This window comes from Orrella sp. JC864 (assembly GCF_037026685.1).
Taxonomy (GTDB): Bacteria; Pseudomonadota; Gammaproteobacteria; order Burkholderiales; family Burkholderiaceae_B; genus Orrella.
In genome coordinates, this window is sequence record NZ_JBANET010000028.1 from 18,873 (window position 1) to 44,033 (window position 25,161).

The window sequence follows — 25,161 nt, forward strand, 5'->3', positions numbered from 1 at the left end:
TGCCACCGGCCTGCACAAGGTTTATTATCGGCTGTTTTTGCCTTGGCCGCTTCACGCGGCGCCCTCTTGTCGCCCTGCCATGTCCAGCGCCTACCGCCCCGTCCTCATTCTCCACACCGGCGATCCGCACGCCGACATCCTGCACACCGTCGGCAGCTACGCCCGGATGCTGCGCCGCACCGCGGCCCTGGCCGAGCGGGACGCCCATATCGTGCCGGTCTTCCAAGGCGCCTGGCCGGGCGACCCCTCGGACTACTCGGCCGCCCTGATCACCGGCTCGCCGGCCAACGTCACCGACCGCGACGAATGGGGCGAGCGCACGGCGCGATGGCTGGCGCAGGCCGCCAGCCAGGGCCTGCCGCTGTTCGGCATCTGCTACGGCCACCAATTGCTGGCCCATGCCCTGGGCGGCGCGGTGGACTTCAACCCCGCCGGCCGCGAAACCGGCACCGGCATGCTGCAGGTGCTTGCCGCCGGCCGCGGCGACCCCATGCTGGCCGGCCTGCCCGAACGCTTTCCGGTCCAGCTGCAGCACATGCAGACCATCACGCGCCTGCCGCCCGGCGCGGTCTCGCTGGCGCGCACCGAGCTCGATGGCAACCAGCTGGTGCGCATGGGCGAGCGCATCGTCTCGACGCAGTTCCATCCCGAGTTTCCCGAGGCGGTGCCGCGCGCCGACCTGGCGCGCCGCGGCCCCGAATACGCCGCCGAAGGCCTGGACGTGGCCGCGCTGCAGGCCGGCATCCGGCCCACGCCCGAGGCCGCCACCCTGGTGCGCCGTTTCCTGGCGCTGTACGCGCCGCAGGTGCCCTTGCAACAGGCTGCCGGGACTTGAGAAAGGGAAATTTACCCTAAAAAAAGGTAAAATTACCCAAATTTCTTTCAGGAGAGCATCATGGCCCTGCCCCAGCATGCCCTGGACCAGCTCGTGCGCAAGCCCGCGGCCGAGGTCAAGAAGCAAGGATGGCGCGGCATCATGCGCACGGTGGCCGACCAGGGCAAGGTGCTGATCACCAATCACAACACGCCCGAGGCGGTCATCCTGTCCACGCAGGAATACGCCGCGCTGGTGGCCGCCGCCCAGTCCGGGGCCGCCGGCCCGGCGGCGCTAGAGGCGCTGCGCCAGCGTTTCGACGCGCGCATGGCCAGCCTGGACGCGCCCGATGCGGCCGATCGCCTGCGCCGCCTGATCGCCGCCGCGCCCGCGCTGGACGGCGCCGTCAAGGCCGGCAGCGGCCATTGACGATGGCCGCACGGCCCGTGCTGTACGTGCTGGCCGGCGTGAACGGGGCCGGCAAGAGCTCCATCGGCGGCCACCTGCTGACCCGTGCCGGCCTGTCCTGGTTCAATCCCGACGCCTTCGCGCGCGAACTGGTGCAAGAGACCGGCGCGCGCCAGGAGGACGCCAATGCCGCCGCCTGGCACGAAGGCATGCGGCGCCTGGAACAGGCCCTGGCGCAAGGACGCAGCCATGCCTTCGAGACCACGCTGGGCGGCGCCACCGTCGCCGCGCGCCTGCGCGCCGCCGTGGCCACGCACGACGTGCTGCTATGGTATTGCGGCCTGTCCAGCCCCGAGCAGCACATCGCCCGGGTACGCGCGCGCGTGGCCGCCGGCGGCCATGACATTCCCACGCGCAAGATCCGCGAACGCTTCGACAGCGCCCGCCTGAACCTCATCGGCCTGATGCCCGCCTTGGCGCACCTGGCCGTCTACGACAACAGCGTCGACGCCCTGCCTGGCCAGTCCGTGCCCGAGCCGCGCCGGCTGCTGGAGATGGCGGCCGGCAAGCTGCGCTGGCCTACCGCCACGCACGAGCAGCGCGCCACCCCCGACTGGGCCAAGCCCTTGCTGGAGGCCGCGCTGCAGCGACGCTGACCCCGGCCCATCCAGGCGCCGCCGGACCGGCTTGCCGGTCCGCCCGCGGCGCCCCTCCCGAGGGCCGGATGCGCTAGCGCCCCTTGGAAGCGCTCAGCCTTTGCCAGGTATCGACCACCGTGTCGGGATTGAGCGACATCGACAGGATGCCTTCCTGCATGAGCCATTGCGCCAGGTCGGGATGGTCGCTGGGGCCCTGGCCGCAGATGCCGACATACTTGCCGGCCTTCAGGCAAGCCTGGATGGCCCGGCGCAGCATGAACTTGACGGCCTCGTCGCGCTCGTCGAAATCGGCCGCCAGCAGCTCCATGCCCGAGTCGCGGTCCAGGCCCAGCGTCAGCTGGGTCATGTCGTTCGAACCGATCGAGAAGCCGTCGAAAACCTGCAGGAACTCTTCGGCCAGGATGGCGTTGGAAGGCACCTCGCACATCATGATCAGGCGCAGGCCGTTCTCGCCCCGGGCCAGGCCGTTCCTGGCCAGCAGGTCCACCACGCGCCTGGCCTGGCCGGGCGTGCGCACGAAAGGCACCATGATCTCGACGTTGGTCAGCCCCATGTCGTTGCGCACGCGCTTGAGCGCCTCGCACTCCATGCGAAAGCACTCCTCGAACTCCTGCGCCAGGTAGCGCGAGGCGCCGCGAAAGCCCAGCATGGGGTTCTCTTCCTCGGGCTCGTAGCGCGAGCCGCCCACCAGCTTGCGGTACTCGTTGGACTTGAAGTCCGACAGGCGCACGATCACCGGCTTGGGCCAGAAGGCCGCGCCGATGGTCGCGATGCCCTCGGCCAGCTTCTCGACGAAGAAGGCCCTGGGGCTGGCGTAGCCGCGCGCGGCCGACTCGACCGCCTTCTTGAGCTCGCCATCCACGTTGGGATAGTCCAGCACCGCCTTGGGGTGGATGCCGATGTTGTTGTTGATGATGAACTCCAGCCGGGCCAGGCCCACGCCGGCGTTGGGCACCTGGCTGAAGTCGAAGGCCAGCTGCGGGTTGCCCACGTTCATCATGATCTTGACGTCGATCTCGGGCATCTCGCCGCGGCGCACTTCCTCGACCTCGGTCTCGATCAGGCCGTCGTAGATCCGTCCCTCGTCGCCTTCGGCGCAAGACACCGTAACGGGCTTGCCCTCGCTCAGCACGTCGGTGGCGTTGCCGCAGCCCACCACGGCCGGGATGCCCAGTTCGCGCGCGATGATGGCCGCATGGCAAGTGCGCCCGCCGCGGTTGGTGACGATGGCCGCGGCGCGCTTCATGACCGGCTCCCAGTTGGGATCGGTCATGTCGGTCACCAGCACGTCGCCGGCCTGCACCTTGTCCATCTCCGAGATGTCGCCCACCACCCGCACCGGGCCCTGGCCGATCTTCTGGCCGATGGCACGGCCGGTCACCAGCACCTGGCCGGTGGCCTTCAGGCGGTAGCGCTGCTGCACGTCGTTGCCCGACTGCTGCGACTTGACCGTCTCGGGGCGGGCCTGCAGGATGTAGAGCTTGCCATCCACGCCGTCGCGGCCCCATTCGATGTCCATGGGGCGGCCGTAGTGCTTCTCGATGGTGACGGCATAGCGCGCCAGCTCGGCCACTTCCTCGTCGGTCAGCGAATAGCGGTTGCGCTCGGAGACCGGCACCTCGACCGTGCGCACGGCGCGGCCCTCGGTGCGCTCGGGATCGAACTCCATCTTGATGAGCTTGGAGCCGATGCGGCGGCTGACGATGGGATAGTGGCCGGCGGCCAGCGCGGGCTTGAATACGTAGAATTCGTCGGGATTGACGGCGCCTTGCACCACCGTCTCGCCCAGGCCGTAGGACGAGGTGATGAAGACCACGTCGGGAAAGCCCGACTCGGTATCGATGGTGAACATGACGCCGGCGCTGCCCTTGTCCGAGCGCACCATGCGCTGCACGCCCGCGGACAGGGCGACGTCGGCATGGGCATAGCCCTTGTGCACGCGGTACGAGATGGCGCGGTCGTTGTACAGCGAGGCGAACACGTGGCGGATCTTGTCCAGCACGTCGTCGATGCCCACCACGTTCAGGAAGGTTTCCTGCTGGCCGGCGAAGGACGCATCGGGCAGGTCTTCGGCGGTGGCCGAGGAGCGCACGGCGAACGAGCCCTTGCCGTCCGCATCCAGGGCGGCGAAGGCCGTGCGGATCTCCTGCTCGAACTCGGGCGAGAACGGGGCCTCGATCAGCCATTGGCGGATCTCGGCGCCGGCCGCGGCCAGTTCGCGCACGTCTTCCGGATTGAGCGAGGCCAGCCGCTCGGCAATGCGCTTGTCCAGCCCGGAGGACTTCAGGAAATCGCGGAAAGCCTGCGCGGTGGTCGCAAAGCCGCCGGGCACGCGCACATCGGCGCTGGCCAGCTGGCTGATCATTTCACCTAGAGATGCGTTTTTGCCTCCTACCGAGTCCACGTCCGTCATGCGGAGCTGCTCGAATGGAACGATGTAAGACATGAAGTCACCTTTACAATGGAGAGAAAGCGAGTTTGGTCAGCACACGCCGCCTGGCGCGGCGAAAATCCGCGCATGCTGACCAAACCGGCCTGAAAGGAACCCGGGGGGTGACTTGCGGGTGAAATTGTACCGCCCCTCCCCGTCCCTCGGTTGTTTTTATCCATGCAGACCCCCTCCCAGCAACGCACCGTTTTCATCGTCTCGGACGGCACCGGCATCACCGCCGAAACCTTCAGCCACTCCGTGCTTTCGCAGTTCGAGCAGGTCAAGTTCGTGCAAACGCGCCTGCCCTTCGTCGATACCCTGGAAAAAGCCTGCCAGGTCGCCGAGCGCATCGACCAGACCGCCCGCGAGCAGGGCCAGCCGCCCATCGTCTTCAGCACCCTGGTCAATCCGGAGATCCTGATGCGCGTGCGGCAGGCCAATTGCACGCTGCTGGATCTGTTCGGCACTTTCGTGGCGCCGCTCGAGCAGGCGCTGGGGGTCAAGTCCAGCCATTCGGTGGGCCGCTCGCATACCGGCGCCACCACCGAGAAATACCGCAACCGCATCGAGGCCATCAATTTCAGCCTGGCCCACGACGACGGGCAGTTCGTCTCGGGGCTGGGCCAGGCCGACGTGATCCTGGTGGGCGTCTCGCGCTGCGGCAAGACCCCCACCAGCCTTTACCTGGCGATGCAATACGCCATCAAGGCGGCCAACTTTCCCCTGATCCCCGACGATTTCGAGCGCGGCACCCTGCCGGCCACGCTGGCGCCCCATCGCGACAAGCTGTTCGGCCTGTCCATCCAGCCCGAGCGGCTGGCCGAGGTACGCCACGAGCGCCGCCCGGACAGCGTCTACGCCTCGCTGCAGCAATGCCGCTACGAAGTCGCCGAGGCCGAGCGCCTGATGCGCCGCGAAGGCATCGCCTGGCTGTCCACCACCACCAAGTCCATCGAGGAGATCTCGACCACCGTGCTGCAGGAGGTCAAGCTCGAGCGCGGCTCGTACTAGGGCCGCAGGGCCTGGGCCGCGGCGCGCACTAGGGCCGCGGGGCCGGCGCAGGCCCCCGGGCCAGCTGCCGGCGGCGCTGCTCGAACAGGCAGACGGCCGCGGCCGCGGCCACGTTCAGCGATTCGACCGCCGCGCTATCGTGCGGAATGCGCAGGCGCAGCGTGGCGGCCTGCAGCAGCGCCGGATCCACGCCCTGCCCCTCGTGGCCGAACACCCAGGCGCAGGCCGGCGGCAGCGCGGCCTGGTACAGGTCTTGCGCCTGCGCCAGGGCGGTCGCGGCCAGCGGGACGGCCAGCCGCGCCACGGCGGCCCGCAGGTCGACCTGCTCGTGCAGCTGCAGGGCGAAATGCGCGCCCTGGCCGCTGCGCAGCACCTTGGGCGACCAGGCGGCGGCGCATCCCTCGGACAGCAGCACCCGCCGCACGCCGGCGGCCGCGCAGGTGCGCAGCAAGGTTCCCACGTTGCCGGGGTCCTGGATGCGATCGAGCCAGACGCAGTTCTCCTGCAGCCGCGCGGGCAGGACGGGGGCCGGCGGCTGGACCACGAACAGCACGCCCTGGCTGGCCGGCACGGTCTCCAGCCCCGCCAGCAGGCGCGAGGGCAAGGCCACGCAGGCAGCGGCCCGCACGGCGTCGGCCAGCCCCGCCAGGACCGGCTCGTCCAGGCGTTCGGCGTCAAAGACCGCCATGGCCGGCAGCCCGCCGTGCTGCAGCCAGGCCTGGCAAAGGTGCGGGCCTTCGAGCACGGCCGGCTCGCCCGCGCGCCCGGCCCGGGCGGCCTGGGCGCGCAAGGTCTTGTAAACGGGATTCTCGCGCGAGACGACGGTCTTCACGCGGCGTCCTGGCCGTGCGCCGCCTCGTCCCAGGCCGGCAGCAGCTCGCCGGCCTGCGCCGGCGGCGCGATCGGCGGCACCGGCGCCGCGGGCAGGCCGAGCATGGCCCGCACCGGCGCAAAGCTGGTGCGATGGGCCGGGCACGGGCCATGCTCGCGCAGCCGCTGCAAGTGCAGCGCGGTGGCATACCCCTTGTGCTGGTCGAACCCGTACTGCGGATACAGGCCGTGCAGGCGCAGCAAATCCGCGTCGCGCTCGGTCTTTGCCAGGATCGAGGCCGCCGAGATGGCCGGCTCGGTGGCATCGCCCTTGATCACGGTGCGCACCATGCACGGCAGGCTGGGCGCCTGGTTGCCGTCGACCAGCGCCAGGTCGGGCGCCTGCGCCAGCGCCTGGACGGCTCTTCGCATGGCCAGGAAGGTCGCCTGCAGGATGTTCAGGCGGTCGATTTCCTCGACGCTGGCGCTGGCCACCGCCCAGGCCAGCGCCTTGGCGCGGATGGCCACGGCCAGCTCTTGGCGCCGCTCGGGCGTCAGCACCTTGGAATCGGCCAGCCCCCTTATGCGCGCGCGCTTGGGCAGGATCACCGCCCCGGCGTAGACGGCGCCGGCCAGCGGGCCCCTGCCGGCCTCGTCAACCCCGGCGATATGGGTCAGCACCGGCGCGGCGAACAGTTCAGCTTGCATGGGCCGTCTCGAGTATGGCCTGGGCCGCCAGCGCAGGCGTATCGCGCAGCAATTCGTGATGCAGCGCCGTGAACCGCTCGGCCACGCGCTGGGCGCCGGCCTCGTCGGTCAGCGCCTGCCAGGTCGCCTGGGCCAGCTTCTCGGGCGTGGCATCGTCCTGCAGCAGTTCCGGCACGGCGAAATCGCGCAGCAGCACGTTGGGCAAGCCGACCCAGGGCAGGTAGGGCCGTTGCTGGCCCGACTTCCAGGTCATGATGCGCCGCATCCAGGGCGAAAGATAATACGAGATCACCATGGGGCGCTTGAACAGCGCTGCCTCCAGCGTGGCGGTGCCGCTGGCCACCAGCACGGCGTCGGCGGCCTCCATGACCGACCAGGCTACCGGCTGGCCGCCCTCGCCTTCCTGGGCCGCCACGCAACGCAAGCCCGGCACGGGAAAGCGCGCCAGCTCGGCCTCGAATTGCGCCCGGCGCTGGGCATTGACCATGGGCACCACGCATTGCAAGCCCGGATCGCGCGCTACCAGGGCCTGGGCCGCCTGCAGAAAGCGCGGGGCCAGGATCTCGATCTCGGAGCGGCGGCTGCCCGGCAGGATGGCCAGCACGCGCGCCTGGGCATCCAGCCCCAGCCGGGCGCGGGCGGCCTGGCGATCCGGGCGCAGCGCGATGGCGCCGGCCAGCGGGTGGCCCACGTAGGTGACCGGCACCTTCTCCTTGCGATAGATCTCTTCCTCGAAGGGAAACAGCACCAGCATGTGCGAGACCGCCTCGCGGATCTTGTGGATGCGGTCGTAGCGCCAGGCCCAGATCGAGGGGCCGACGAAATGCACGGTGGGAATGCCGGCGCGGCGCAACTGCAATTCCAGCTTCAGGTTGAAGTCCGGCGCGTCGATGCCCACGAAGGCCGCGGGACGCTGGGCCAGCCAGCGCCGCTTGACGTCGCCGTAGGTGGCCAGCAGGCTGGGCAGGCGCTTGAGGGCGTCCACGTAGCCGAATACGGTCAGGGCATGCATGGGGTGCCAGGTCTGCAGGCCCTCGGCCTGCATGCGCGGGCCGCCGATGCCGGCGCAGCGCACCGCCGGCTCGCGCGCTCGCAGGCCGGCGATGATGCGGGCCGCCAGCAGGTCGCCCGAGGGCTCCCCGGCGACCATGCCGATGTCCAGCACGCCTGCGGGCGGCCGGGCGATGGTCATGGCCTGATCACGCCGCGCGTGGACGCGTCCAGGAACTGCTCGAAGTCGGCCAGGGCCTGGGCCACGGCCGGGCTGTCGCCCTGGCGCGCCCGCCAGGCCTGGCGGGCCTGCTCCTGCGTCAGGCCACGCAGGTACAAGGTCTTGTACGCCTCGCGCAGCGCCGCGATGGTGGGGGCGTCGAAGCCGCGGCGCTTCAGGCCCTCGGCATTGATGCCACGGGGCTTGCAGGGGTTGCCCGCGCTCAGCAGGTACGGCGGGATATCCTGCGTCACCGAGCTGTTGCCGCCGGTCATGCTGTGCTTGCCGATCTTGCAGAACTGGTGCACCCCCGTCAGCCCGCCGATGATGGCCCAGTCGCCCACGTGCACGTGCCCGCCCAGCTGCACGCCGTTGGCCAGGATGGTATGGCTGCCGATATGGCAGTCGTGGGCCACGTGCACATAGGCCATGATCCAGTTGTCGCTGCCGATCGCGGTAAGCCCGCCGTCCTGCACCGTGCCGGTATTGAAGGTGACGTACTCGCGCACGGTATTGCGATCGCCCACCACCAGCCGGGTCGGCTCGCCGGCGTACTTCTTGTCCTGCGGCATGCCGCCTATCGAGCAGAAGCGATAGAACACATTGTCGCGGCCGATCTCGGTATGGCCGTCGATCACGCAGTGCGGGCCGATCTGGGTGCCGGCGCCGATGCGCACATTGGGCCCGATGACGCAATAAGGGCCGATACGCGCCGTGCTGTCGATCTCGGCGCCCGGCTCGATCAGCGCCGTCGGGTGGATGTTTGCAGACATCAGGCTTCCAGGCTGCGGATGGCACACATCAGGTTGGCCTCGGCCGCCACCTGCCCGTCCACCAGCGCGCGGCCGGTGTACTTGCAGATGGAGCGGCTGAGCCGCTCGGCGGCGACCTCCAGGCGCAGCTGGTCGCCCGGGACGACCGGCCGCCGAAAGCGCGCGCCATCGATACCGACCAGGTAATACACCGATTGGTTCTTGCCCTCTTCCAGCCCGTTGGGGTCGGAAAAGGAAAACAGGGCGGCGGCCTGCGCCAGCGCCTCGACGATAAGCACCCCCGGCATGACCGGATGATGGGGAAAATGCCCGGTAAAAAATGGCTCGTTGATCGACACGTTCTTGATCGCGACGATGGACTTGCCAAATTCGAGCTCGATGACCCGGTCTATGAGCAGCATCGGGTAGCGATGCGGCAGCCGTTCAAGTATCCCCTTGATGTCCAGTTCCATAAAAAACTCTATCCTGCGTGATATGAAGGGCGCGGCGGGATCCCGTCCGGCCTGGGACGGCCGGCGCGCCGCGCGTTACTTTTCCAGGGCCTTCACGCGGCGCCGCATCTGGGCCAGTTGCTGCAGGACGGCGGCGTTGCGCTGCCAATCCCCATGCTCGGCGTAAGGATACACGCCCGTGTACCGTCCCGGCTTCGAAATATTGGAGGTCACGGCGGTCCCCCCCGAAACATGGACGTCGTCGGCCAGGTTGATGTGTCCTGACAACATCGCGGCACCGCCAATGGTGCAGCGCGCGCCGATGACGGTCGAGCCGGCCACGCCCACGCAGGCGGCCATGGCGGTGTGCTCGCCGATGCGCACGTTGTGCGCGATCATGATCTGGTTGTCCAGCTTGACCCCGTTACCGATCACGGTGTTTTCCAGCGCCCCGCGGTCGATGGTGGTGTTTGCCCCCACCTCCACGTCATCGCCCAGCACCACCCCGCCCAGTTGCGGGATCTTGGCCCAGGCGCCCTTGCCCCGGCTGGGATCGGGGGCAAAGCCGAAGCCGTCCGCGCCCAGCACGGCCCCGCTGTGCAGGATCGCCCGCCGGCCCACCGTCACCCCGGCATAAAGGGTGACGCGGGCATGCAGGAGCGCATCGGCGCCCAGCACCGACCCTGCGCCAATGATGCAGGCCGGGCCGATCACGCTGCCGCGGCCGATGCGCGCGCCCGACTCGATGACGCAATGCGGGCCGATCCGCACGTCCGCCTCGATGAGCGCGTCCTCGGCCACCACCGCCGAAGGGTGCACGAAGGCCTGCGCAGGCGGGCGGCGCGCGGCGTCGAACCACTGGGCCAGCCGGGCGTACAGCAGGTAGGGATGCGCGCACACCACCGGCACGAAACCGGGCTCGGCCTGCGACTGGCGCAAGGCCTGCAAGGCCTCGGGCGGCAGGATCACCGCCGATGCGGCGGTGCCGGCAAGCTGGCCGGCATAGCGCGGATTGGAAAGAAAGGCGATCTCGCCGGGCCCGGCCGAGGAAAGCGTGCCGATACCGGCGATCCGGGGCAGGCTGGCGCCCGGGACGGGCTCCAGCGACCAGTTCAGGCCGCCGGTGTCGGCGGCTTCGAGCAGACGGTCCAGCGCTGGGGCGTGCCCGGGGTCTAGCAGCAAAGGCATGGCAAGCGGTTACTTGCCCAGTGCCTGGATCACCTGGTCGGTGATGTCGATGTTCGGATTGACGGTCACCGCGTCCTGGATGATCAGGTCGTAGTTCTGCTGTTCGGCCAGGGCCTTGATGGCCGCGTTGGCCTTCTCGACGATGGCGGTGAACTCTTCGTTGCGGCGGCGGTTGAAGTCCTCCTGGAACTCGCGGCGCTTGCGCTGCAGTTCGCTGTCCAGGTTGGAGAGCTCGCGCTGGCGCTGGATCCGGTTGGATTCGGACATGACCGGCGCGTCCTTGTCGAACTTCTCGGCCTGCGCGCGCAGGTTGGAGGCCAGCCGCTGCAGCTCGTCGTCGCGCTTCTTGAACTCGGACTCGATACGGGCCTGGGCAGCCCTGGCCGGGCCCGAGTCGCGCAGGATCCGCTCGGTGTTCACGAAACCGATCTTCGTGCCTTGCGCCTGCACGGGCCCGGCAGCCAGCGCCCCGGCCAGCGCGAGCGCCGCCAGCCCCAGCGCCATGCCACGCTTGGCCTGGGCGCCGGACAGGTTATGTGCGAAAACAGACTTCATAAAATCTCACCTTGCTGTAAGGCCGTGCCAAAAGGCCTATTGTGCCATTAAACCAGGAGCTCAGAATCCGGTGCCGATCTGGAACTGGAAGCTTTGTGTATCGTCGCCCGGCTTGTCGTTAAGCGGCCTGGCATAGGACAGCTGCAGCGGGCCCAGCGGCGAATTCCAGGACAGGCCCACGCCCGCCGAGTAGCGCAGCTCGCCCAGGTCCATGTTCTGGTTGTCGGCATAGACCTGGCCGGCGTCCACGAAGGTGAACCAGCGCAGCGTGCGGTCCTGCTGCGCGCCCGGGAACGGCAGGTAGAACTGCACGTTGCCCACCAGGCGCTTGGCCCCGCCGATATAGTCGCGCGTGAGCGTATCGCGCGGGCCCAGCGAGGCCCCCTCGAAGCCGCGCACCGTGCCCATGCCGCCCGCATAGATGTTCTTGATGACCGGGAAGCCCTTGCTGCCGTAGCTCTTGCCGTAGTCGGCCATGGCGTTGAACGCCAGGGTGTACTGGCGGCCCAGGGGCAGGTAGTACTGTTGCTGGGCGGTCAGCATGTAGTACTTCAGGTCCATGGTCGACAGGTTGGCCTGCAGGCGGGTGTACGCGCCCGAGGTCGGCGCCAGGGCGCTGTCGCGCGTGTCCTTGGACCAGCCGGTCGAGAAGATCACGGCATTGGCCGTGCCGCCGTAGTCGTCCTCGAAATCCTGGTAGGCCTGCGGCGAGTTGCTGTAGGTCGTCAGCACGTTGCGCTCGAAGTTCGCGCCCAGCGAAATGCGGTCGAACTCGGAGATGGGCACGCCGAAGTTCATGCCCAGGCCCATGGTCTTGACCCGATAGTCGCCGTCGTTGTTGTAGAACGGCTCGATGACGCGGTAGAAGATCGAGGTGGTGCGGCTGACACCGTCGCGCGTCCAGTACGGATCGGTATGCGAGAGCACCGCGGCCCGGTTGGTGCGGCTGGTGTTGACCTGCAGCGTCAGGTTGGTGCCGCTGCCAAAGACGTTGTCCTCGCTGATGCCGGCCGACAGGATGGCGCGCTCGGTCGAGCCGTAGCCGATCCCGAGGTTGATCATGCCGGTGGGCTTTTCCTTGACGTCCACGTTGACGTCGACCTGGTCGGGCGAGCCCGGCACGGGCTCGGTGCTGACATTGACGTCGTTGAAATAACCCAGGCGGTCGATGCGGTCGCGCGACATGCGGATATCGCCCGCGTCGTACCAGGCGGCTTCCTGCTGGCGCATCTCGCGGCGGATGACCTCGTCGCGGGTGCGCGTGTTGCCGCCCACCTGGATGCGCCGCACATAGACGCGCCGGCTCGGATCGACGTAGAAGGTCAGGTCGGCGGTGCGCTTGTCGCGGTCCAGCACCGGGTTGGGATTGACGTTGGCGAAGGCGTAGCCCAGCTCGCCCAGGTAATCCGTGATGGCCCTGGAGGTGGCGTTGGTGCGGGCCGCCGAGAAGGTCTGGCCCGGTTCGACCTGCACCAGCTGGCGAATCTCGTTGTCCAGGCCCAGCAGCTCGCCGGCCAGCTTGACGTCCGACACCGTGTAGGGCTGGCCCTCGTTCACGGTGATGGTGATGTAGATGTCCTTGCGGTCCGGCGAGATCGTGACCTGCGGCGGCTCGACCGAGAACTCGAGGTAGCCGCGGTCCAGGTAGTACGAGCGCAGCGTCTCGACGTCGGCCTCGAGCTTCTCGCGCGAGTATTTGTCGGCATCGGTGTACCAGGTCAGCCAGCCGGGCGTGCGCAGCTGGATCTGGCTGAGCAGCTCGCTCTCGGAAAAGGCCTTGCTGCCCACGATGCGGATCTCGCGGATCTTGGCCACGTCGCCTTCGAAGAAATCGAAGTTCACGCCCACGCGGTTGCGCGGCAGCGGGGTGACGGTGGAGGTGACCTCGACGCCGTACTTGCCCTTGGCCAGGTATTGCTGGCGCAGCTCGAACTCGGCCTGCTCGAGCATGGAGCGGTCGAAGATGCGCCCTTCGCCAAAGCCCACCTGGGCCAGCGAATTGGTGATGGCCTTGGCGTCGAACTCGCGCATGCCGCTGAAGGTCACCGAGGCGATGGTGGGACGCTCCTGCACCACGACCACGACCACGTCGTTGCTGGTCTCGATGCGCACATCGCTGAAGAAGCCCGTGGCGTACAGCCGGCGCACGGCCTCGCTGGCCTGCGCGTCGGTGAACTGCTCGCCCACCTTGACCGGCAGGTAGCCGAAGATGGTGCCCGGATCGGTGCGCTGGATGCCATCGACACGGATGTCGCGCACCACGAAGGGTTCGAAGGCATGGGCGCCCAGAGGCAGGATCAGCGCAGCGATCAAACTGGGGAGCAGCAACCGCTTGCCTGCGAAACGCGGGGCAGCGGCGGCGGCCTGGCGCGTGAACATCCGGCTGAAAGACATATCCTGGGCGATCCTCGGTCGGTCAAATGGCGGGGGATTTTAAGATAGAACCCATTCAGGTGAAAAGGCGCACCATATCGTTGAAAAGCGCCAATCCCATGAGCCCGGCAAGCAGGGCAAGGCCGGTGCGCTGGCCGAGCTCCAGCCAGCGTTCCGAGGGGGGGGCCCCCCTGATGATTTCGATGAAATAGTACAGCAGATGCCCGCCGTCCAGCATGGGGATGGGCAGCAGGTTCAGCACGCCCAGGCTCACGCTGACCAGGGCCAGGAAGCCGACATAGGCGGCCAGGCCGATGCGGGCGGTCTGGCCGGCATAGTCGGCGATGGTGACCGGGCCGCTGACGTTCTTGAGCGAGACGTCGCCGGTGATCATGCGCCCCATCATGCGCAGCGAGAACCAGGCGGTATCGGCGGTGCGCACCACGCCCAGCCACAGGCTCTCCAAGGGGCCGTGGCGCACCTGCACCATGGGCGGGTCCGCGCCCAGATGCACGCCGATGCGTCCTACCCGCGCGCCCTGGCCGTCGTCCTGCAGCGTGGGCGTGACGGTCAGGTTCAGGCGGGTCTCGCCGCGCTGCACCACCAGCGGCAGGGGCTGCTCGCCATGGCCCTGCACCAGCTCGACGAAGCTGCGCGTATCGGGTTCGGACAGCCCGCCGGCCTGCAGGATGCGGTCGCCCTGCTGCAGCCCGGCCGCCTCGCCCGGGCCGCCGGGCAGCACGCCGCGCACCACCGTCGGCAAGGCGGACAGGCGCAGGCCCGCCTCGGCCAGGGGATCCTCGATGGCCGGATCCAGGCCGCCGGCCGGCACCGTCAGGGCACGGACCTGCGTCTGGTCCTGCGCGGTGCGCACGGAGATCTCGGAGGTGCCCCCGGCGGCCAGCACGTCCAGCAGGCGCCAGCGCGTGTCGGTCCAGGAGCGCACCGCGCGCCCGTCGACCGCGAGAATCTCCTCGCCGCCCTGAAAGCCCGCCGCGGCCGCCGGCGAGCCGGCAGGCGGCGGCGCCACGATAGCGCGCGGCTCCATGGAGCCGGCCAGGTTCAGGGCCGCGTACAGCAGCGCGGCCAGCGCCAGGTTAAAAAGCGGGCCGGCCGCCACGATGGCGATGCGCTTGCCCACCGGCTGGGTATTGAACGCCTGGGCGGCCTGGGCGGGCGAGGCGCCCGGCTCGGGCTCGTCCTGCATCTTGACGTAGCCGCCCAGGGGGATCGCCGAGAGCGCCCATTCGGTGCCGTGCCGGTCGTAGCGGCGCAGCAGCACGCGGCCAAAGCCCACGGAAAAACGCAGCACCCGCACCCCGCAGGCCCGCGCGACCCAGTAATGGCCCAACTCGTGGAAGGTGATCAGTATGCCCAGCGCAACGGCGAAGGCGATCAGCGTAACAAGCATGGGGTGGAAACCGCCCTGTTCTGGGATCCGGCAGGCGGACCCCGGTGATGGAAAACAATGCTCAGGCCGCGGCGTGCAGGCCTGCGGCCTGCGCCGCCTGCGCCCGTACCGCGCCATCGAGCGCCAGCACGTCCTCGAGCGTATCGAGCGTAGCAGAAGCCCGCCCGGCCTGCCATGCCAGCGCCTCTTCGAGCACGCGGCTGATGGCGGTGTACGGCAGCCGCCTGTCCAGGAACCGGGCGACGGCCACCTCGTTGGCCGCGTTCAGCGCGATGCAGGCGCCCTGCCCGCCCCGCAGCGCCGCAAAGGCCAGCTCCAGGCAGGGAAAGCGGCGCGGGTCGGGCCGCTCGAAGTCCAGCCTGCCGCACAAGGCCAGGTCCAATGGACCGACCCCGCTGTCCAGGCGTTCGGGGAACCCCAGCCCGTAGGCGATGGGCGTGCGCATGTCCGGCAGGCCCAGCTGGGCCAGCACCGAGCCGTCCTCGTACTGCACCATGGAGTGGACCACGCTCTGCGGGTGGATCAGGACCTCGATGCGCTCGGGGGGCATGGCGAAGAGCCAATGCGCCTCGATCACCTCCAGGCCCTTGTTGACCATGGTGGCCGAATCGACCGAGATCTTGCGCCCCATGCTCCAGTTCGGATGCTTGCAGGCCTGCTCGGGCAATATGCCGGCCAGGTCGGACCAGTAGCGGTCCCGGAAAGGCCCGCCCGAGGCGGTCAGGACGAGCCGGGTGACGCCGCGGGCCGGCCCCTGGGGCGCACCTGCGCGGCCGACGGCCGGCAGGCACTGGAAGATCGCATTGTGCTCGCTGTCGATGGGCAGCAGCTCGGCGCCGTGCTCGCGTACTGCCCGCATGAAGACCGCGCCGGCGGCCACCAGCGCTTCCTTGTTGGCCAGCAGCACGCGCTTGCCCGCCCGGGCGGCCGCCAGGGCGCCGGGCAGGCCGGCCGCGCCCACGATGGCCGCCATGACGGTATCGGATGCCGGATCGGCTGCCGTCTCGGCCAGGGCCTGCGGGCCCACCCGGATCTCGGGCGGCTTGCGCCCGGCCGGCCAGGCCGCCAGGAAGCGCCGCCGGCCGGCGTCGTCGGGCACCACCACCACCTCGGCCCGGCAGGCCAGCGCCTGCTGGGCCAGCTGCTCCATGCGGCTATGCGCCGAGAGGGCGTGCACGGACATGCGGTCGGCATGCCGCGCGATCACATCCAGCGTGCTCTGGCCGATGGACCCGGTCGAACCCAGGATGCAGACGCGCCGCATGCTCAAAACACGCTCCCTGAAAGCAGCAAGGCGATGGGCGCGACCGGCACCAGGGCGTCGATGCGGTCGTAGACGCCGCCGTGCCCGGGCAGCAGCTGGCTCGAATCCTTGTAGCCGGCGCGCCGCTTGAGCAGCGATTCGAACAGGTCGCCGACGATGGACACGGCCGCCAGCAGCAGCGCCCAGGCCAGTGCGCCGCCCAGGCCCCAGCGCTGGGCCAGGCCGTGGCCGAAGGTGCCCGTCCACTGCGCGGACAGGCCGATGAAAACGACCGCCAGCAGCACGCCGCCGGCCGCGCCTTCCCAGGTCTTGCCCGGGCTGACGCGGGGCGCGAGCTTGTGCCGCCCCAGCGAGCGCCCCGTGAAATAGGCGCCGATGTCGGCCACCCAGACCAGCGCCATCAGCGTGAGCACATAGCCCGCGCCGTAAGACAGGTACAGCACGGCCAGGCTGACCCAGGCCGCGTACAGCGCCGGCAGCGCGAACAGCGACCAGCCCACGCTGCGCGCCGGCGCGCCGGCGCGGCCCTGGATCACGCACACGGCGGCCACCGCCCAGCCCAGCACGGCCAGGGGCACGATGCCGCGCACCGCGATGCCGTAGCTGAGCAGCTTGGCGTAGACCTGGCCGTCCCCGCCCAGCCACAAGGCGGCACTGGCCAGCGTCAGCAGGCCCAGGGCGATGCCGGCGCCGGCCGCAGCCCGCCCGCCCGCGGCGGTCAGGCGCAGCCACTCCCAGAGCGCACAGCCGGTGGCCACGCTCAGCAGGACCAGGAACGGCCAGGGGTTCTCGACCCACAGGCAGACGCCCACCAGGAGCAGCAGCACGATGGCGGTGACGATACGGGTGCCCAGCATGCAATGCCTCCTTGCCTGGATTATGCGCCCGCCGCCGTGCCCGCAGCCAGCTGCGCGCTCGTACGGCCGAAGCGGCGCTCGCGGCTGCGGTACCACTCGAAGGCGGCGGCGATCTCTTCGTCGCCGAAATCGGGCCAGTAGCGGTCCGTGAAATACAGCTCGGTATAGGCCAGCTGCCAGATCAGGAAATTGGAGATGCGCTGCTCGCCGCCTGTGCGGATGAACAGGTCCGGCTCGGGCGCCCAGGCCATGGACAGGTGCGGCGCAAGCGCGGCCTCGTCGATGCGCTCGGGATGGGCGGCCAGCTCAGGGCGGGCGGCCAGCATGGCGCGGGTGGCCTGCAGGATGTCCCAGCGCCCTCCGTAGTTGGCGGCCACGCACAGGTGCAGCCGGTCGTTGGCGGCGGTGCGCGCCTGCGCCTGGGCGATCAGCTCCTGCAGCCGCGGCTCGAAGGCGCTCAGGTCGCCCACCACGTGCAGGCGCACGCCCTGCTCCTGCAGCTTGTCGACCTCGCGCTCGAGCGCCTGCACGAACAGGCGCATCAGCAGCGAGACCTCGTCCACCGGGCGGCGCCAGTTCTCGGAACTGAAGGCAAACAGGGTCAGGTACTCGACGCCGCGGCGCCCGCAGGCCTCGACGACCCGCCGCACGGCCTGCACGCCCTTGGCGTGGCCCGCCGTGCGCGGCAGGTGCCGGCGCGTGGCCCAGCGGCCGTTGCCGTCCATGATGATGGCGACGTGGCGCGGGACCGGGCGGGTCTCGGGAACGGCAAGGGTCGAGCTGCTGGTCATGGCGGGAGCCGTGGGACGTGGCGCCGCAGCTTCAGACGGTCATGATCTCGGCTTCTTTCTGCGCGATCAGCTTGTCGATCTCGGCCACCTGGCGATCGGTCAGCTTCTGGATCTCGTCCTGGCCGCGGCGCTCGTCGTCCTCGGAGATTTCCTTGTCCTTGACCAGCCGCTTGAGCGACTCGTTGGCCTCGCGGCGCAGGTTGCGCACGGCGATCTTGGCGTCCTCGCCTTCGCTCTTGACGACCTTGATGAGGTCGCGGCGGCGCTCCTCGGTCAGGGCGGGCATGGGCACGCGCATGCTCTCGCCCATGGCCTGCGGGTTCAGGCCCAGGTCCGACTCGCGGATGGCCTTTTCCACCGCCGAAACCATGCTTTTTTCCCAGGGCTGCACGTTCAGCGTGCGCGCATCGACCACGGTCACGTTCGCGACCTGCCCGATGGGCACCATCGAGCCGTAGTACTCGACTTGCACGTGGTCAAGGATGCCGGCATGCGCACGGCCCGTGCGGATCTTGGCCAGCGCGGTCTTGAAGGTTTCGATGGATTTTTGCATCCGCGTCTCGGCGGACCGCTTGATATCGGAAACGCTCATGGATCTTCCTTGGTCAGACATGCACCAGCGTGCCTTCGTCCGCGCCGGAGACGACGCGCTTCAAGGCACCAGGCTTGTTGATCGAAAACACCTTGATGGGCAGCTTCTGGTCGCGGCACAGCGCGAAGGCCGTGGCGTCCATCACCTCGAGCCGACGCACGATGGCCTCGTCAAAGCTGATGCGCGAGTAGCGCGTGGCGTCGGGATCCTTGTTGGGGTCGGCCGTATAGATGCCGTCGACCTTGGTCGCCTTGAGCACGATCTCGGCGCCGATCTCGGCGCCGCGCAACGCTGCCGCGGTGTCGGTGGTGAAGAAGGGATTGCCGGTGCCGGCCGCGAAGATGACGACCTTGCCTTCTTCGAGATAGCGCAGGGCCTTGGGGCGGATGTAGGGCTCGACCACCTGGTCGATGTTCAGCGCCGACTGCACCCGCGTGTCGATGCCGCGGTGCTTGAGCGCGTCCTGCAGCGCCAGGGCGTTCATGATGGTGGCCATCATGCCCATGTAGTCGGCGGTGGCGCGGTCCATGCCCTGCGCGCCGGGCGCCACGCCGCGAAAGATGTTGCCGCCGCCGATGACGATGGCCAGCTCCACGCCCAGCGTGGCGACTTCGGCAATTTCTTCGGTCATGCGCAGGATGGTCGAACGATTGATGCCGAATGCATCCTCGCCCATCAGCGCCTCGCCGGAAAGCTTGAGAAGAACCCTGTTGTACGATCTGCTGCTCATAGGTGGTATCCCGAAGAACGTTCCGACGCAAGTGTATGACAAGCGGCCCGGGCGCACGCCCGGGCCGGGCAGGCACGGCGCGTCAGGCGCGGCCCGCGGCGGCGGCAGCCACTTCGGCCGCGAAGTCGCTGGTCTTCTTCTCGATACCCTCGCCCACCACGTACAGCTTGAACTGGGCGATCGAACCGCTCTTTTCCTTGAGCAGCTGCTCGACGGTCTGCTTGTCGTTCTTGACGAAGGGCTGCGAGAGCAGCGTGACTTCCTTCAGGAACTTCTGCACCGAGCCCTCGACCATCTTGGCCACGATCTCGGCGGGCTTGCCCGACTCGGCGGCCTTCTGCTCGGCCACCGAACGCTCGGCGGCGATGTCGGCCTGCGACACGCCCGAGGCATCGAGCGCCTTGGGCTTGGTGGCGGCGATATGCATGGCCAGGTCCTTGCCCAGCTCGTCGGCGCCGGTATATTCGACCAGCACGCCGATCTTGCCGCCATGCACGTAGCTGGCCAGCTTGTTGTCGGTGGCAATGCGCTCGAAGCGGCGCACCGAGATGTTCTCGCCGATCTTGCCCACCAGCGCGGTGCGGGTGGTCTCGACCGTGCCCTCGCCCAGCGGCAGCGCCGACAGGGCGGCCACGTCGGCGGGGCTCTGGGTGGCGACCAGTTCGGCCAGCTTGTTCACGAAGGCGACGAAATCGTCGTTCTTGGCGACGAAGTCGGTCTCGCAGTTGACCTCGATGACGGCGCCCTGCTTGGCGTCGGCCGAAATGAACAGGCCGACCAGGCCTTCGGCGGTCACGCGGGCCGCGGCCTTGCTGGCCTTGTTGCCCAGCTTCACGCGCAGCAGCTCCTCGGCGCGCGCCAGGTCGCCCTCGGCCTCGGTCAGAGCCTTCTTGCACTCCATCATCGGGGCATCGGTCTTTTCGCGCAGTTCCTTGACCATCGCGGCGGTAATTTCAGCCATGTTCGCTCCAGAATTATTTAAGACGGGACCGGCAGTGTGCCCGGCCCATGCGGCAAATTGGTTAAATCGGATACGACGCGGCCGGCCCGGCACGCAAGGGCGGGGCCGGCCGCAGGAGACGGCAGGATCAGGACTGGGCCTGCTCGTCCTGCACCTCGACGAACTCTTCTTCGCCTTCGGCGACTTCCTCGACCAGGCCGTTCAGGCGCTGCTCGCGGCCTTCCAGCACGGCGTCGGCGATTTCGCGGGCGTACAGGGCGATGGCCTTGGCCGAGTCGTCGTTACCCGGGATCACGTAGTCGATGCCTTCGGGCGAGTGGTTGGTATCGACCACCGCCACCACGGGAATGCCCAGCGAGCGGGCTTCGGCCACGGCGATCTTGTGGTAGCCCACGTCGATGATGAACAGCGCATCGGGCAGGCCGTTCAGGTCCTTGATGCCGCCGATCGACTTGTTCAGCTTTTCCAGCTCGCGCGAATACAGCAGCGCTTCCTTCTTGCTCAGGCGCTCCAGGCCGCCGTCGGCCGACATGGCTTCCATGTCCTTCAGGCGCTTGATCGAGCTCTTGACGGTCTTGAAGTTGGTCAGCATGCCGCCCAGCCAGCGGCTGTCGACGTAGGGCATGCCGGCACGGGCCGCCTCGGCGGCGACCAGCTCGCGCGCGGCGCGCTTGGTGCCCACGAACAGGATGGTGCCGCCCTTGGCGGCCAGCTGGCGCACGAACTTGGTGGCTTCCTGGAACTTGGCGACGGTGTGTTCCAGGTTGATGATGTGGATCTTGTTACGATGGCCGAAGATGTAGGGGGCCATCTTCGGGTTCCAGTAACGGGTCTGGTGGCCGAAGTGGACACCGGCCTCGAGCATTTCGCGCATGTTGACGGACATGTTTTTCTCCTAGGGTTGGGACTGGTATCGCGCCTGCACCGGACACTGCCGCGCCCCTGTTGGGCGGAAAAAGCAGCGGCCGGCACCCTGGTGGCGCGACACGCGATTTGGGGGCCGGGTTTGGAGCGATAATCGCCCTTGGCCCCCTTACCCGGATTTCAAGGCCGCCGGATTTCAAGGCCGCCGGATTTCAAGGCTGCCAGATCCCAGGCTGCCAGACTTCACGGCCGCCAGGATCCAAGGCCGGGCCAGGCAGCCTACAGCCCTCGCCGCAGCAGCCAGGCCCGGTTATCCAAGCCCCCGGAAATTCGGGTAAGCCTATAATTCTACTATTTTTCCAAGCAAGCCCTCAAGTCACATGACCCTAGTCACCGATCCGGCCGATCTGGCCAAGATGCGCGAAGCCTGCCGGGCGGCAGCGCTGGTCCTCGATTTCATCACGCCCTACGTCAAGCCGGGCGTCACGACCGGGGAGCTGGATCGCCTGTGCCTGCAGTACATGACCGACACCCTCAAGGTCCAGTCGGCCACCATCGGCTATGCGCCCCCTGGCTACCCGCCCTTTACCGGCGCCATCTGCACCTCGATCAACCACCAGGTGTGCCACGGCATCCCGGGCGAGAAGGTGCTCAAGCCGGGCGACGCGATGAACATCGACGTCACCATCATCAAGGACGGCTGGTTCGGCGACACCAGCCGCATGTACCACGTGGGCGAGCCCACCATCCTGGCCCGCCGGCTGGTGGACGTGACCTACGAATGCATGTGGATCGGCATCGACAAGGTGCGCCCGGGCAACACGCTGGGCGACGTGGGCGCGGCCATCCAGCGCCATGCCGAGAAGAACGGCTACTCGGTGGTGCGCGAATTCTGTGGCCACGGCATCGGCCGGCGCTTTCACCAGGATCCCCAGGTGCTGCACTACGGCAAGCCCGGCACGGGCGTCAAGCTCGTGCCCGGGATGATCTTCACGGTCGAGCCCATGATCAACGCCGGCCGCCGCGAGATCCGCCAGTTGTCGGACGGCTGGACCGTGGTCACGCGCGACCGCAGCCTCTCGGCGCAGTGGGAGCACACCGTGCTGGTGACCGAGGACGGCTACGAGGTGCTGACCGTCTCGCCCGGCATGCCGGCCATGCCCGAATTCCTTGCGGCGGCCTGATTTCCCTGCCGGCTTTCATGCCTACGACCGCGACCGCCCTGCCCGACCTGCGCCAGCGCCTGCACGCGCGCCGCGATGCCGCCATCGCGCAGTTTCGCGAACACCTGCGCCCGGACGTGCTGCTGGCCGAACTGCGCCGGGCCACGGACCAGGCCCTGCGCGAGCTGATCAAGGTTCATCCCCTGCCGGCCGGCGCCGCGCTGGCGGCGGTCGGCGGCTACGGCCGCGGCGAACTCTATCCCGCCTCGGACGTGGACCTGCTGCTGCTGCTGCCGCACGAGCCCACGCACGAGCAGGAAGGCGCGCTCGAGCGCCTGGTGGCCGCGCTCTGGGACATCGGCCTGGAGCCGGGCCACAGCGTGCGCACCATTGCGCAATGCCAGCGCGAGGCCGACGCCGACATCACGGTCGAGACTTCGCTGCTCGAGTCGCGCTGGCTGGGCGGCAGCCGCGCGCTGATGCGCCAGTTCGAGCAAGCCATGGCCGCGCGCCTGGACCCGGTGCGTTTTTTCCAGGACAAGCGCGTCGAGATGCAGCAGCGCCATGCGCGCTACAACGAGACGCCCTATGCCCTGGAGCCCAATTGCAAGGAATCGCCCGGCGGCCTGCGCGACCTGCAGGTCATCCTGTGGATGTCGCGCGCGGCCGGCTTTGGCGATTCGTGGCGGGCCATCGCGCGCAACGGCCTGCTGACATCGGCCGAGGCCCGCGAGCTGCGGCGCGCCGAGCAGGCCTTCAAGCGCCTGCGCATCGAGCTGCACCTGCTCGCGGGCCGGCGCGAGGACCGCGTGCTGTTCGACCTGCAGGCGGCGCTGGCCCAGGTCTACGGGATCCAGGGCAGCGGCACGCGGCGCGCCAGCGAAATGCTGATGCAACGCTATTACTGGGCCGCGCGGCTGGTCACCCAGCTCAACACCATCCTGGTGCAGAACATCGAAGACCGGCTGTTCCCGCAATGCGAGGACGACGCCCAGGACATCGACGAAGACTTCCGCAAGCTGCACGGCCGGCTGGACATCCGCCTGGACGACGCCTTCGAGCGCAAGCCCCCCCTGATCCTGCGCGCTTTCCTGGTCATGCAGCAGCATGCCGACCTGACGGGCATGTCGGCGCGCACCCTGCGCGCGCTCTGGCATGCGCGCCACCGCATCGATGCGCAATTTCGCCGCAACCCGGTCAACCGGCGGTTGTTCCTGCAGATCCTGCAGCAGCCGCGCGGCATCGTGCACGAGCTGCGCCGCATGACCATGCTGAACATCCTGCCGCGCTACCTGCCGGTGTTTCGGCACATCGTCGGCCAGATGCAGCACGACCTGTTCCACGTCTATACCGTGGACCAGCACACCCTGACGGTGATCCGCAACCTGCGGCGCTTCACCATGCCCGAGCACGCCCAGGAATATCCGCTGGCCAGCCAGCTGATCGCCAGCTTCGAGCGCCATTGGATCCTGTACGTGGCCGCGCTGTTTCACGACATCGCCAAGGGCCGCGGCGGCGACCACTCCGAGCTGGGCGCGCGCGACGTGCGGCGCTTTGCCCACGACCACGGCCTGGAGCCGGCCGATGCCGAGCTGGCCGAGTTCCTGGTGCGCCAGCACCTGCTCATGTCCACGGTGGCGCAAAAGCGCGACCTCTCCGATCCCGAGGTCATCCGCCAGTTCGCCCATACCGTGGGCGACGAGCGCCGCCTGACCGCCCTGTACCTGCTGACCGTGGCCGACATCCGCGGCACCAGCCCCAAGGTATGGAACGCCTGGAAAGGCAAGCTGCTCGAGGATCTCTATCGCCTGGCGCTGGCCGTGCTGGGCGGCTCGCGCCCGGGCGATGCCAACACGGTGCTGGCCATGCGCCGCGAAGAGGCCGCCCGCCTGACCCGCCTGGCGGGCCTGCGCGACGAGGCGCGCGACGCTTTCTGGAACCAGCTGGACGTGGCGTATTTCCTGCGCCACGACGCGGCCGAGATCGCCTGGCATACCCGCCACCTCTATCACCGGGTCAACCCCGAAGGGCCGGTGGTCAAGGTGCGCCCCACCGAGCAGGGCGAGGGCCTGCAGGTCATGGTCTACACCCGCGACGTGCCCGAGCTGTTTGCTGCCATCTGCGGCTACTTCGGCGCGCGCAACATGAGCATCCAGGACGCCCGCATCCACACCACCCGCCATGGCCTGGCGCTGGACAGCTTCATCGTGCTGGCGCCGGACTATGTCGGCGACCTGCGCGCGCAAAGCGCGTTGGTCGAACACGAACTGGCGACCAAGCTCGCCGACCCGCAGGCCGCGGCGCGGCTGGATGCCAGCGGCTCGCGCTACGGCGCCTCGCGCCAATCGCGCCTGTCCCGGCTGTTTCCGATCCGCCCGCACGTCGAGCTGCAGCCCGACGAGCGCAGCAAGTCCTGGCGCCTGTCGCTGGTGGCCGCCGACCGGCCCGGGCTGCTGCATGCGCTGGCGCAACTTTTCATCGCGCACGGCATCAATCTGCAGACCGCCAAGGTCATGACGCTGGGCGACCGGGTCGAGGACGTATTCGTCCTGGACGGCGCCACCCTCGAACACCCGCGCAGCCTGATGCGCTTCGAGCGCGACGTGCTCAAGACGCTGGAATAAGGCCTGGAAAACTGAAATGCAGCTCCTGAAGAAGCCCGATTCCCGGCAATTGCTGGGCCTGGCCGCCCTGCTCTGCTTTGCCGCCCTGGGCGTGGCGCTGGTCTCGCAATATGTCTTCGACATGCCGCCGTGCGCCTGGTGCGTCATGCAGCGGCTGGCCTATCTGGCCATCGGTCTGCTGTGCCTGCTGGCCCTGGCGCTGGACCCGGCGCCGCGGCGGGCCTGCGCGGGAGCCGGGCTGCTGCTGGCCTGCGCCGGCGTGGCGGCGGCGTGGTACCAGTATTCGGTGGCCGCCAACATGTTCTCGTGCGACCAGACCTTCGCCGACCGCTTCATGACCGGCCTGGGCCTGGACGCGGCCGTGCCCTGGCTGTTCGGCATCTACGCCAGCTGCATGGACGCCGTGGTCCACGTGCTGGGCATCGAGTACGCCATCTGGAGCCTGTCGCTGTTCGTGCTGCTGGGCGCCCTGCTGGCGGCGGCGCTGCTGCGCGGCGGCGGCGGCAGGCCCGCCCGCCCCTAGCAGTCCGCCC

Annotated in this window: 24 protein-coding genes; 7 read left to right on the forward strand and 17 right to left on the reverse strand. The window is 68.8% G+C overall.

From position 1 onward, the window contains the following. The first annotated feature begins 79 nt into the window (after positions 1 to 79). From V8Z80_RS19170 to V8Z80_RS19180, 3 genes are read left to right on the forward strand one after another with little or no spacing between them, the layout of a single operon-like run. Positions 80 to 835 (forward strand): glutamine amidotransferase, encoded by a 756-nt coding sequence (locus V8Z80_RS19170; RefSeq protein WP_155196630.1) that lies wholly within the window; start codon positions 80 to 82, stop codon positions 833 to 835. Positions 836 to 895: 60 nt separating this feature from the next. Next, positions 896 to 1,243, forward strand: coding sequence for a type II toxin-antitoxin system prevent-host-death family antitoxin (locus V8Z80_RS19175; protein WP_155196629.1), 348 nt, complete (start codon positions 896 to 898; stop codon positions 1,241 to 1,243). Positions 1,244 to 1,245: 2 nt separating this feature from the next. Continuing rightward, entirely contained in the window at positions 1,246 to 1,878 is a 633-nt protein-coding gene (locus V8Z80_RS19180) for an AAA family ATPase (protein ID WP_336063138.1), read from the forward strand. Between the two features lie 73 nt (positions 1,879 to 1,951). Here V8Z80_RS19180 and ppsA read toward each other — a convergent pair whose 3' ends face one another. After that, the gene (gene ppsA, locus V8Z80_RS19185) at positions 1,952 to 4,327 is read right to left on the reverse strand and encodes a phosphoenolpyruvate synthase (protein ID WP_336063140.1); all 2,376 of its coding nucleotides are present in this window, start codon (positions 4,325 to 4,327) and stop codon (positions 1,952 to 1,954) included. A 162-nt stretch (positions 4,328 to 4,489) separates the two neighbouring features. Between ppsA and ppsR the strand changes: the two genes are divergently transcribed. Further along, positions 4,490 to 5,323: a posphoenolpyruvate synthetase regulatory kinase/phosphorylase PpsR gene (ppsR, locus tag V8Z80_RS19190; RefSeq protein ID WP_155195044.1), complete on the forward strand. Its 834-nt coding sequence runs from the start codon at positions 4,490 to 4,492 to the stop codon at positions 5,321 to 5,323. Between the two features lie 28 nt (positions 5,324 to 5,351). On the opposite strand, the gene V8Z80_RS19195 is transcribed toward ppsR, so the two are convergent. The 16 genes from V8Z80_RS19195 to rpsB all read right to left on the reverse strand — a co-directional run bounded on the left by V8Z80_RS19195 (position 5,352) and on the right by rpsB (position 20,863). After that, on the reverse strand, positions 5,352 to 6,155 hold the full coding sequence (locus tag V8Z80_RS19195; RefSeq protein WP_336063141.1) for a TrmH family RNA methyltransferase: 804 nt from the start codon (positions 6,153 to 6,155) through the stop codon (positions 5,352 to 5,354). Then, entirely contained in the window at positions 6,152 to 6,841 is a 690-nt protein-coding gene (gene rnhB, locus V8Z80_RS19200) for a ribonuclease HII (protein ID WP_155195043.1), read from the reverse strand. The genes V8Z80_RS19195 and rnhB overlap by 4 nt, the downstream gene beginning before the upstream one ends. Then, positions 6,831 to 8,033 carry a lipid-A-disaccharide synthase gene (gene lpxB / locus V8Z80_RS19205; protein ID WP_155195042.1) on the reverse strand — a complete coding sequence of 401 codons (1,203 nt, stop codon included), beginning with the start codon at positions 8,031 to 8,033 and terminating at the stop codon, positions 6,831 to 6,833. The genes rnhB and lpxB overlap by 11 nt, the downstream gene beginning before the upstream one ends. Beyond that, positions 8,030 to 8,824, reverse strand: coding sequence for an acyl-ACP--UDP-N-acetylglucosamine O-acyltransferase (gene lpxA / locus V8Z80_RS19210; protein WP_155195041.1), 795 nt, complete (start codon positions 8,822 to 8,824; stop codon positions 8,030 to 8,032). Before lpxA ends, lpxB begins: the two co-directional genes overlap by 4 nt. After that, the gene (gene fabZ / locus V8Z80_RS19215; protein WP_336063142.1) at positions 8,824 to 9,276 is read right to left on the reverse strand and encodes a 3-hydroxyacyl-ACP dehydratase FabZ; all 453 of its coding nucleotides are present in this window, start codon (positions 9,274 to 9,276) and stop codon (positions 8,824 to 8,826) included. Before fabZ ends, lpxA begins: the two co-directional genes overlap by 1 nt. Positions 9,277 to 9,351: 75 nt before the next feature. After that, on the reverse strand, positions 9,352 to 10,443 hold the full coding sequence (gene lpxD / locus V8Z80_RS19220; protein ID WP_336063143.1) for a UDP-3-O-(3-hydroxymyristoyl)glucosamine N-acyltransferase: 1,092 nt from the start codon (positions 10,441 to 10,443) through the stop codon (positions 9,352 to 9,354). A 9-nt stretch (positions 10,444 to 10,452) separates the two neighbouring features. Continuing rightward, positions 10,453 to 10,998, reverse strand: coding sequence for an OmpH family outer membrane protein (locus V8Z80_RS19225; RefSeq protein WP_155195038.1), 546 nt, complete (start codon positions 10,996 to 10,998; stop codon positions 10,453 to 10,455). A 60-nt stretch (positions 10,999 to 11,058) separates the two neighbouring features. Continuing rightward, positions 11,059 to 13,392: an outer membrane protein assembly factor BamA gene (gene bamA, locus V8Z80_RS19230; RefSeq protein ID WP_442952003.1), complete on the reverse strand. Its 2,334-nt coding sequence runs from the start codon at positions 13,390 to 13,392 to the stop codon at positions 11,059 to 11,061. A 55-nt stretch (positions 13,393 to 13,447) separates the two neighbouring features. Further along, positions 13,448 to 14,782 carry an RIP metalloprotease RseP gene (gene rseP, locus V8Z80_RS19235; protein WP_155195037.1) on the reverse strand — a complete coding sequence of 445 codons (1,335 nt, stop codon included), beginning with the start codon at positions 14,780 to 14,782 and terminating at the stop codon, positions 13,448 to 13,450. A gap of 61 nt (positions 14,783 to 14,843) precedes the next feature. Continuing rightward, positions 14,844 to 16,046, reverse strand: coding sequence for a 1-deoxy-D-xylulose-5-phosphate reductoisomerase (locus V8Z80_RS19240; protein ID WP_155195036.1), 1,203 nt, complete (start codon positions 16,044 to 16,046; stop codon positions 14,844 to 14,846). A 2-nt stretch (positions 16,047 to 16,048) separates the two neighbouring features. After that, positions 16,049 to 16,903: a phosphatidate cytidylyltransferase gene (locus V8Z80_RS19245; RefSeq protein WP_155195035.1), complete on the reverse strand. Its 855-nt coding sequence runs from the start codon at positions 16,901 to 16,903 to the stop codon at positions 16,049 to 16,051. A 20-nt stretch (positions 16,904 to 16,923) separates the two neighbouring features. Further along, the gene (gene uppS, locus V8Z80_RS19250; protein ID WP_336063144.1) at positions 16,924 to 17,694 is read right to left on the reverse strand and encodes a polyprenyl diphosphate synthase; all 771 of its coding nucleotides are present in this window, start codon (positions 17,692 to 17,694) and stop codon (positions 16,924 to 16,926) included. Positions 17,695 to 17,725: 31 nt separating this feature from the next. Next, positions 17,726 to 18,286, reverse strand: a complete 561-nt coding sequence (gene frr, locus V8Z80_RS19255) for a ribosome recycling factor (protein ID WP_155195033.1) — start codon at positions 18,284 to 18,286, stop codon at positions 17,726 to 17,728. Positions 18,287 to 18,299: 13 nt separating this feature from the next. Beyond that, positions 18,300 to 19,016, reverse strand: coding sequence for a UMP kinase (pyrH, locus tag V8Z80_RS19260; RefSeq protein ID WP_155195032.1), 717 nt, complete (start codon positions 19,014 to 19,016; stop codon positions 18,300 to 18,302). Between the two features lie 82 nt (positions 19,017 to 19,098). Then, complete coding sequence (gene tsf, locus V8Z80_RS19265; RefSeq protein ID WP_155195031.1) at positions 19,099 to 19,977, reverse strand: translation elongation factor Ts; 879 nt, start codon at positions 19,975 to 19,977, stop codon at positions 19,099 to 19,101. A 127-nt stretch (positions 19,978 to 20,104) separates the two neighbouring features. Next, complete coding sequence (rpsB, locus tag V8Z80_RS19270) at positions 20,105 to 20,863, reverse strand: 30S ribosomal protein S2 (RefSeq protein ID WP_155195030.1); 759 nt, start codon at positions 20,861 to 20,863, stop codon at positions 20,105 to 20,107. A gap of 358 nt (positions 20,864 to 21,221) precedes the next feature. Here rpsB and map point away from each other — a divergent pair, with 358 nt between their 5' ends. The 3 genes from map to V8Z80_RS19285 are packed head-to-tail and all read left to right on the forward strand — an operon-like array spanning position 21,222 to position 25,151. After that, positions 21,222 to 22,025, forward strand: a complete 804-nt coding sequence (gene map, locus V8Z80_RS19275; protein WP_155195029.1) for a type I methionyl aminopeptidase — start codon at positions 21,222 to 21,224, stop codon at positions 22,023 to 22,025. Between the two features lie 17 nt (positions 22,026 to 22,042). Then, a complete protein-coding gene (locus V8Z80_RS19280) occupies positions 22,043 to 24,628 on the forward strand; it encodes a [protein-PII] uridylyltransferase (RefSeq protein ID WP_336063145.1) in 2,586 nt (861 codons plus the stop codon). Between the two features lie 16 nt (positions 24,629 to 24,644). Continuing rightward, a complete protein-coding gene (locus V8Z80_RS19285; RefSeq protein WP_155195027.1) occupies positions 24,645 to 25,151 on the forward strand; it encodes a disulfide bond formation protein B in 507 nt (168 codons plus the stop codon). The last annotated feature ends 10 nt before the right edge of the window (positions 25,152 to 25,161 follow it).

Coding starts and splice junctions, on each gene's coding strand:
- V8Z80_RS19170 (WP_155196630.1), top strand. CDS start 80: ATGTCCAGCGCCTACCGCCCCGTCCTCATTCTCCACACCGGCGATCCG.
- V8Z80_RS19175 (WP_155196629.1), top strand. CDS start 896: ATGGCCCTGCCCCAGCATGCCCTGGACCAGCTCGTGCGCAAGCCCGCG.
- V8Z80_RS19180 (WP_336063138.1), top strand. CDS start 1,246: ATGGCCGCACGGCCCGTGCTGTACGTGCTGGCCGGCGTGAACGGGGCC.
- ppsA (WP_336063140.1), bottom strand. CDS start 4,327: ATGTCTTACATCGTTCCATTCGAGCAGCTCCGCATGACGGACGTGGAC.
- ppsR (WP_155195044.1), top strand. CDS start 4,490: ATGCAGACCCCCTCCCAGCAACGCACCGTTTTCATCGTCTCGGACGGC.
- rnhB (WP_155195043.1), bottom strand. CDS start 6,841: ATGCAAGCTGAACTGTTCGCCGCGCCGGTGCTGACCCATATCGCCGGG.
- lpxB (WP_155195042.1), bottom strand. CDS start 8,033: ATGACCATCGCCCGGCCGCCCGCAGGCGTGCTGGACATCGGCATGGTC.
- lpxA (WP_155195041.1), bottom strand. CDS start 8,824: ATGTCTGCAAACATCCACCCGACGGCGCTGATCGAGCCGGGCGCCGAG.
- fabZ (WP_336063142.1), bottom strand. CDS start 9,276: ATGGAACTGGACATCAAGGGGATACTTGAACGGCTGCCGCATCGCTAC.
- lpxD (WP_336063143.1), bottom strand. CDS start 10,443: ATGCCTTTGCTGCTAGACCCCGGGCACGCCCCAGCGCTGGACCGTCTG.
- V8Z80_RS19225 (WP_155195038.1), bottom strand. CDS start 10,998: ATGAAGTCTGTTTTCGCACATAACCTGTCCGGCGCCCAGGCCAAGCGT.
- bamA (WP_442952003.1), bottom strand. CDS start 13,392: ATGTCTTTCAGCCGGATGTTCACGCGCCAGGCCGCCGCCGCTGCCCCG.
- rseP (WP_155195037.1), bottom strand. CDS start 14,782: ATGCTTGTTACGCTGATCGCCTTCGCCGTTGCGCTGGGCATACTGATC.
- V8Z80_RS19240 (WP_155195036.1), bottom strand. CDS start 16,046: ATGCGGCGCGTCTGCATCCTGGGTTCGACCGGGTCCATCGGCCAGAGC.
- V8Z80_RS19245 (WP_155195035.1), bottom strand. CDS start 16,903: ATGCTGGGCACCCGTATCGTCACCGCCATCGTGCTGCTGCTCCTGGTG.
- uppS (WP_336063144.1), bottom strand. CDS start 17,694: ATGACCAGCAGCTCGACCCTTGCCGTTCCCGAGACCCGCCCGGTCCCG.
- frr (WP_155195033.1), bottom strand. CDS start 18,286: ATGAGCGTTTCCGATATCAAGCGGTCCGCCGAGACGCGGATGCAAAAA.
- pyrH (WP_155195032.1), bottom strand. CDS start 19,016: ATGAGCAGCAGATCGTACAACAGGGTTCTTCTCAAGCTTTCCGGCGAG.
- tsf (WP_155195031.1), bottom strand. CDS start 19,977: ATGGCTGAAATTACCGCCGCGATGGTCAAGGAACTGCGCGAAAAGACC.
- rpsB (WP_155195030.1), bottom strand. CDS start 20,863: ATGTCCGTCAACATGCGCGAAATGCTCGAGGCCGGTGTCCACTTCGGC.
- map (WP_155195029.1), top strand. CDS start 21,222: ATGACCCTAGTCACCGATCCGGCCGATCTGGCCAAGATGCGCGAAGCC.
- V8Z80_RS19280 (WP_336063145.1), top strand. CDS start 22,043: ATGCCTACGACCGCGACCGCCCTGCCCGACCTGCGCCAGCGCCTGCAC.
- V8Z80_RS19285 (WP_155195027.1), top strand. CDS start 24,645: ATGCAGCTCCTGAAGAAGCCCGATTCCCGGCAATTGCTGGGCCTGGCC.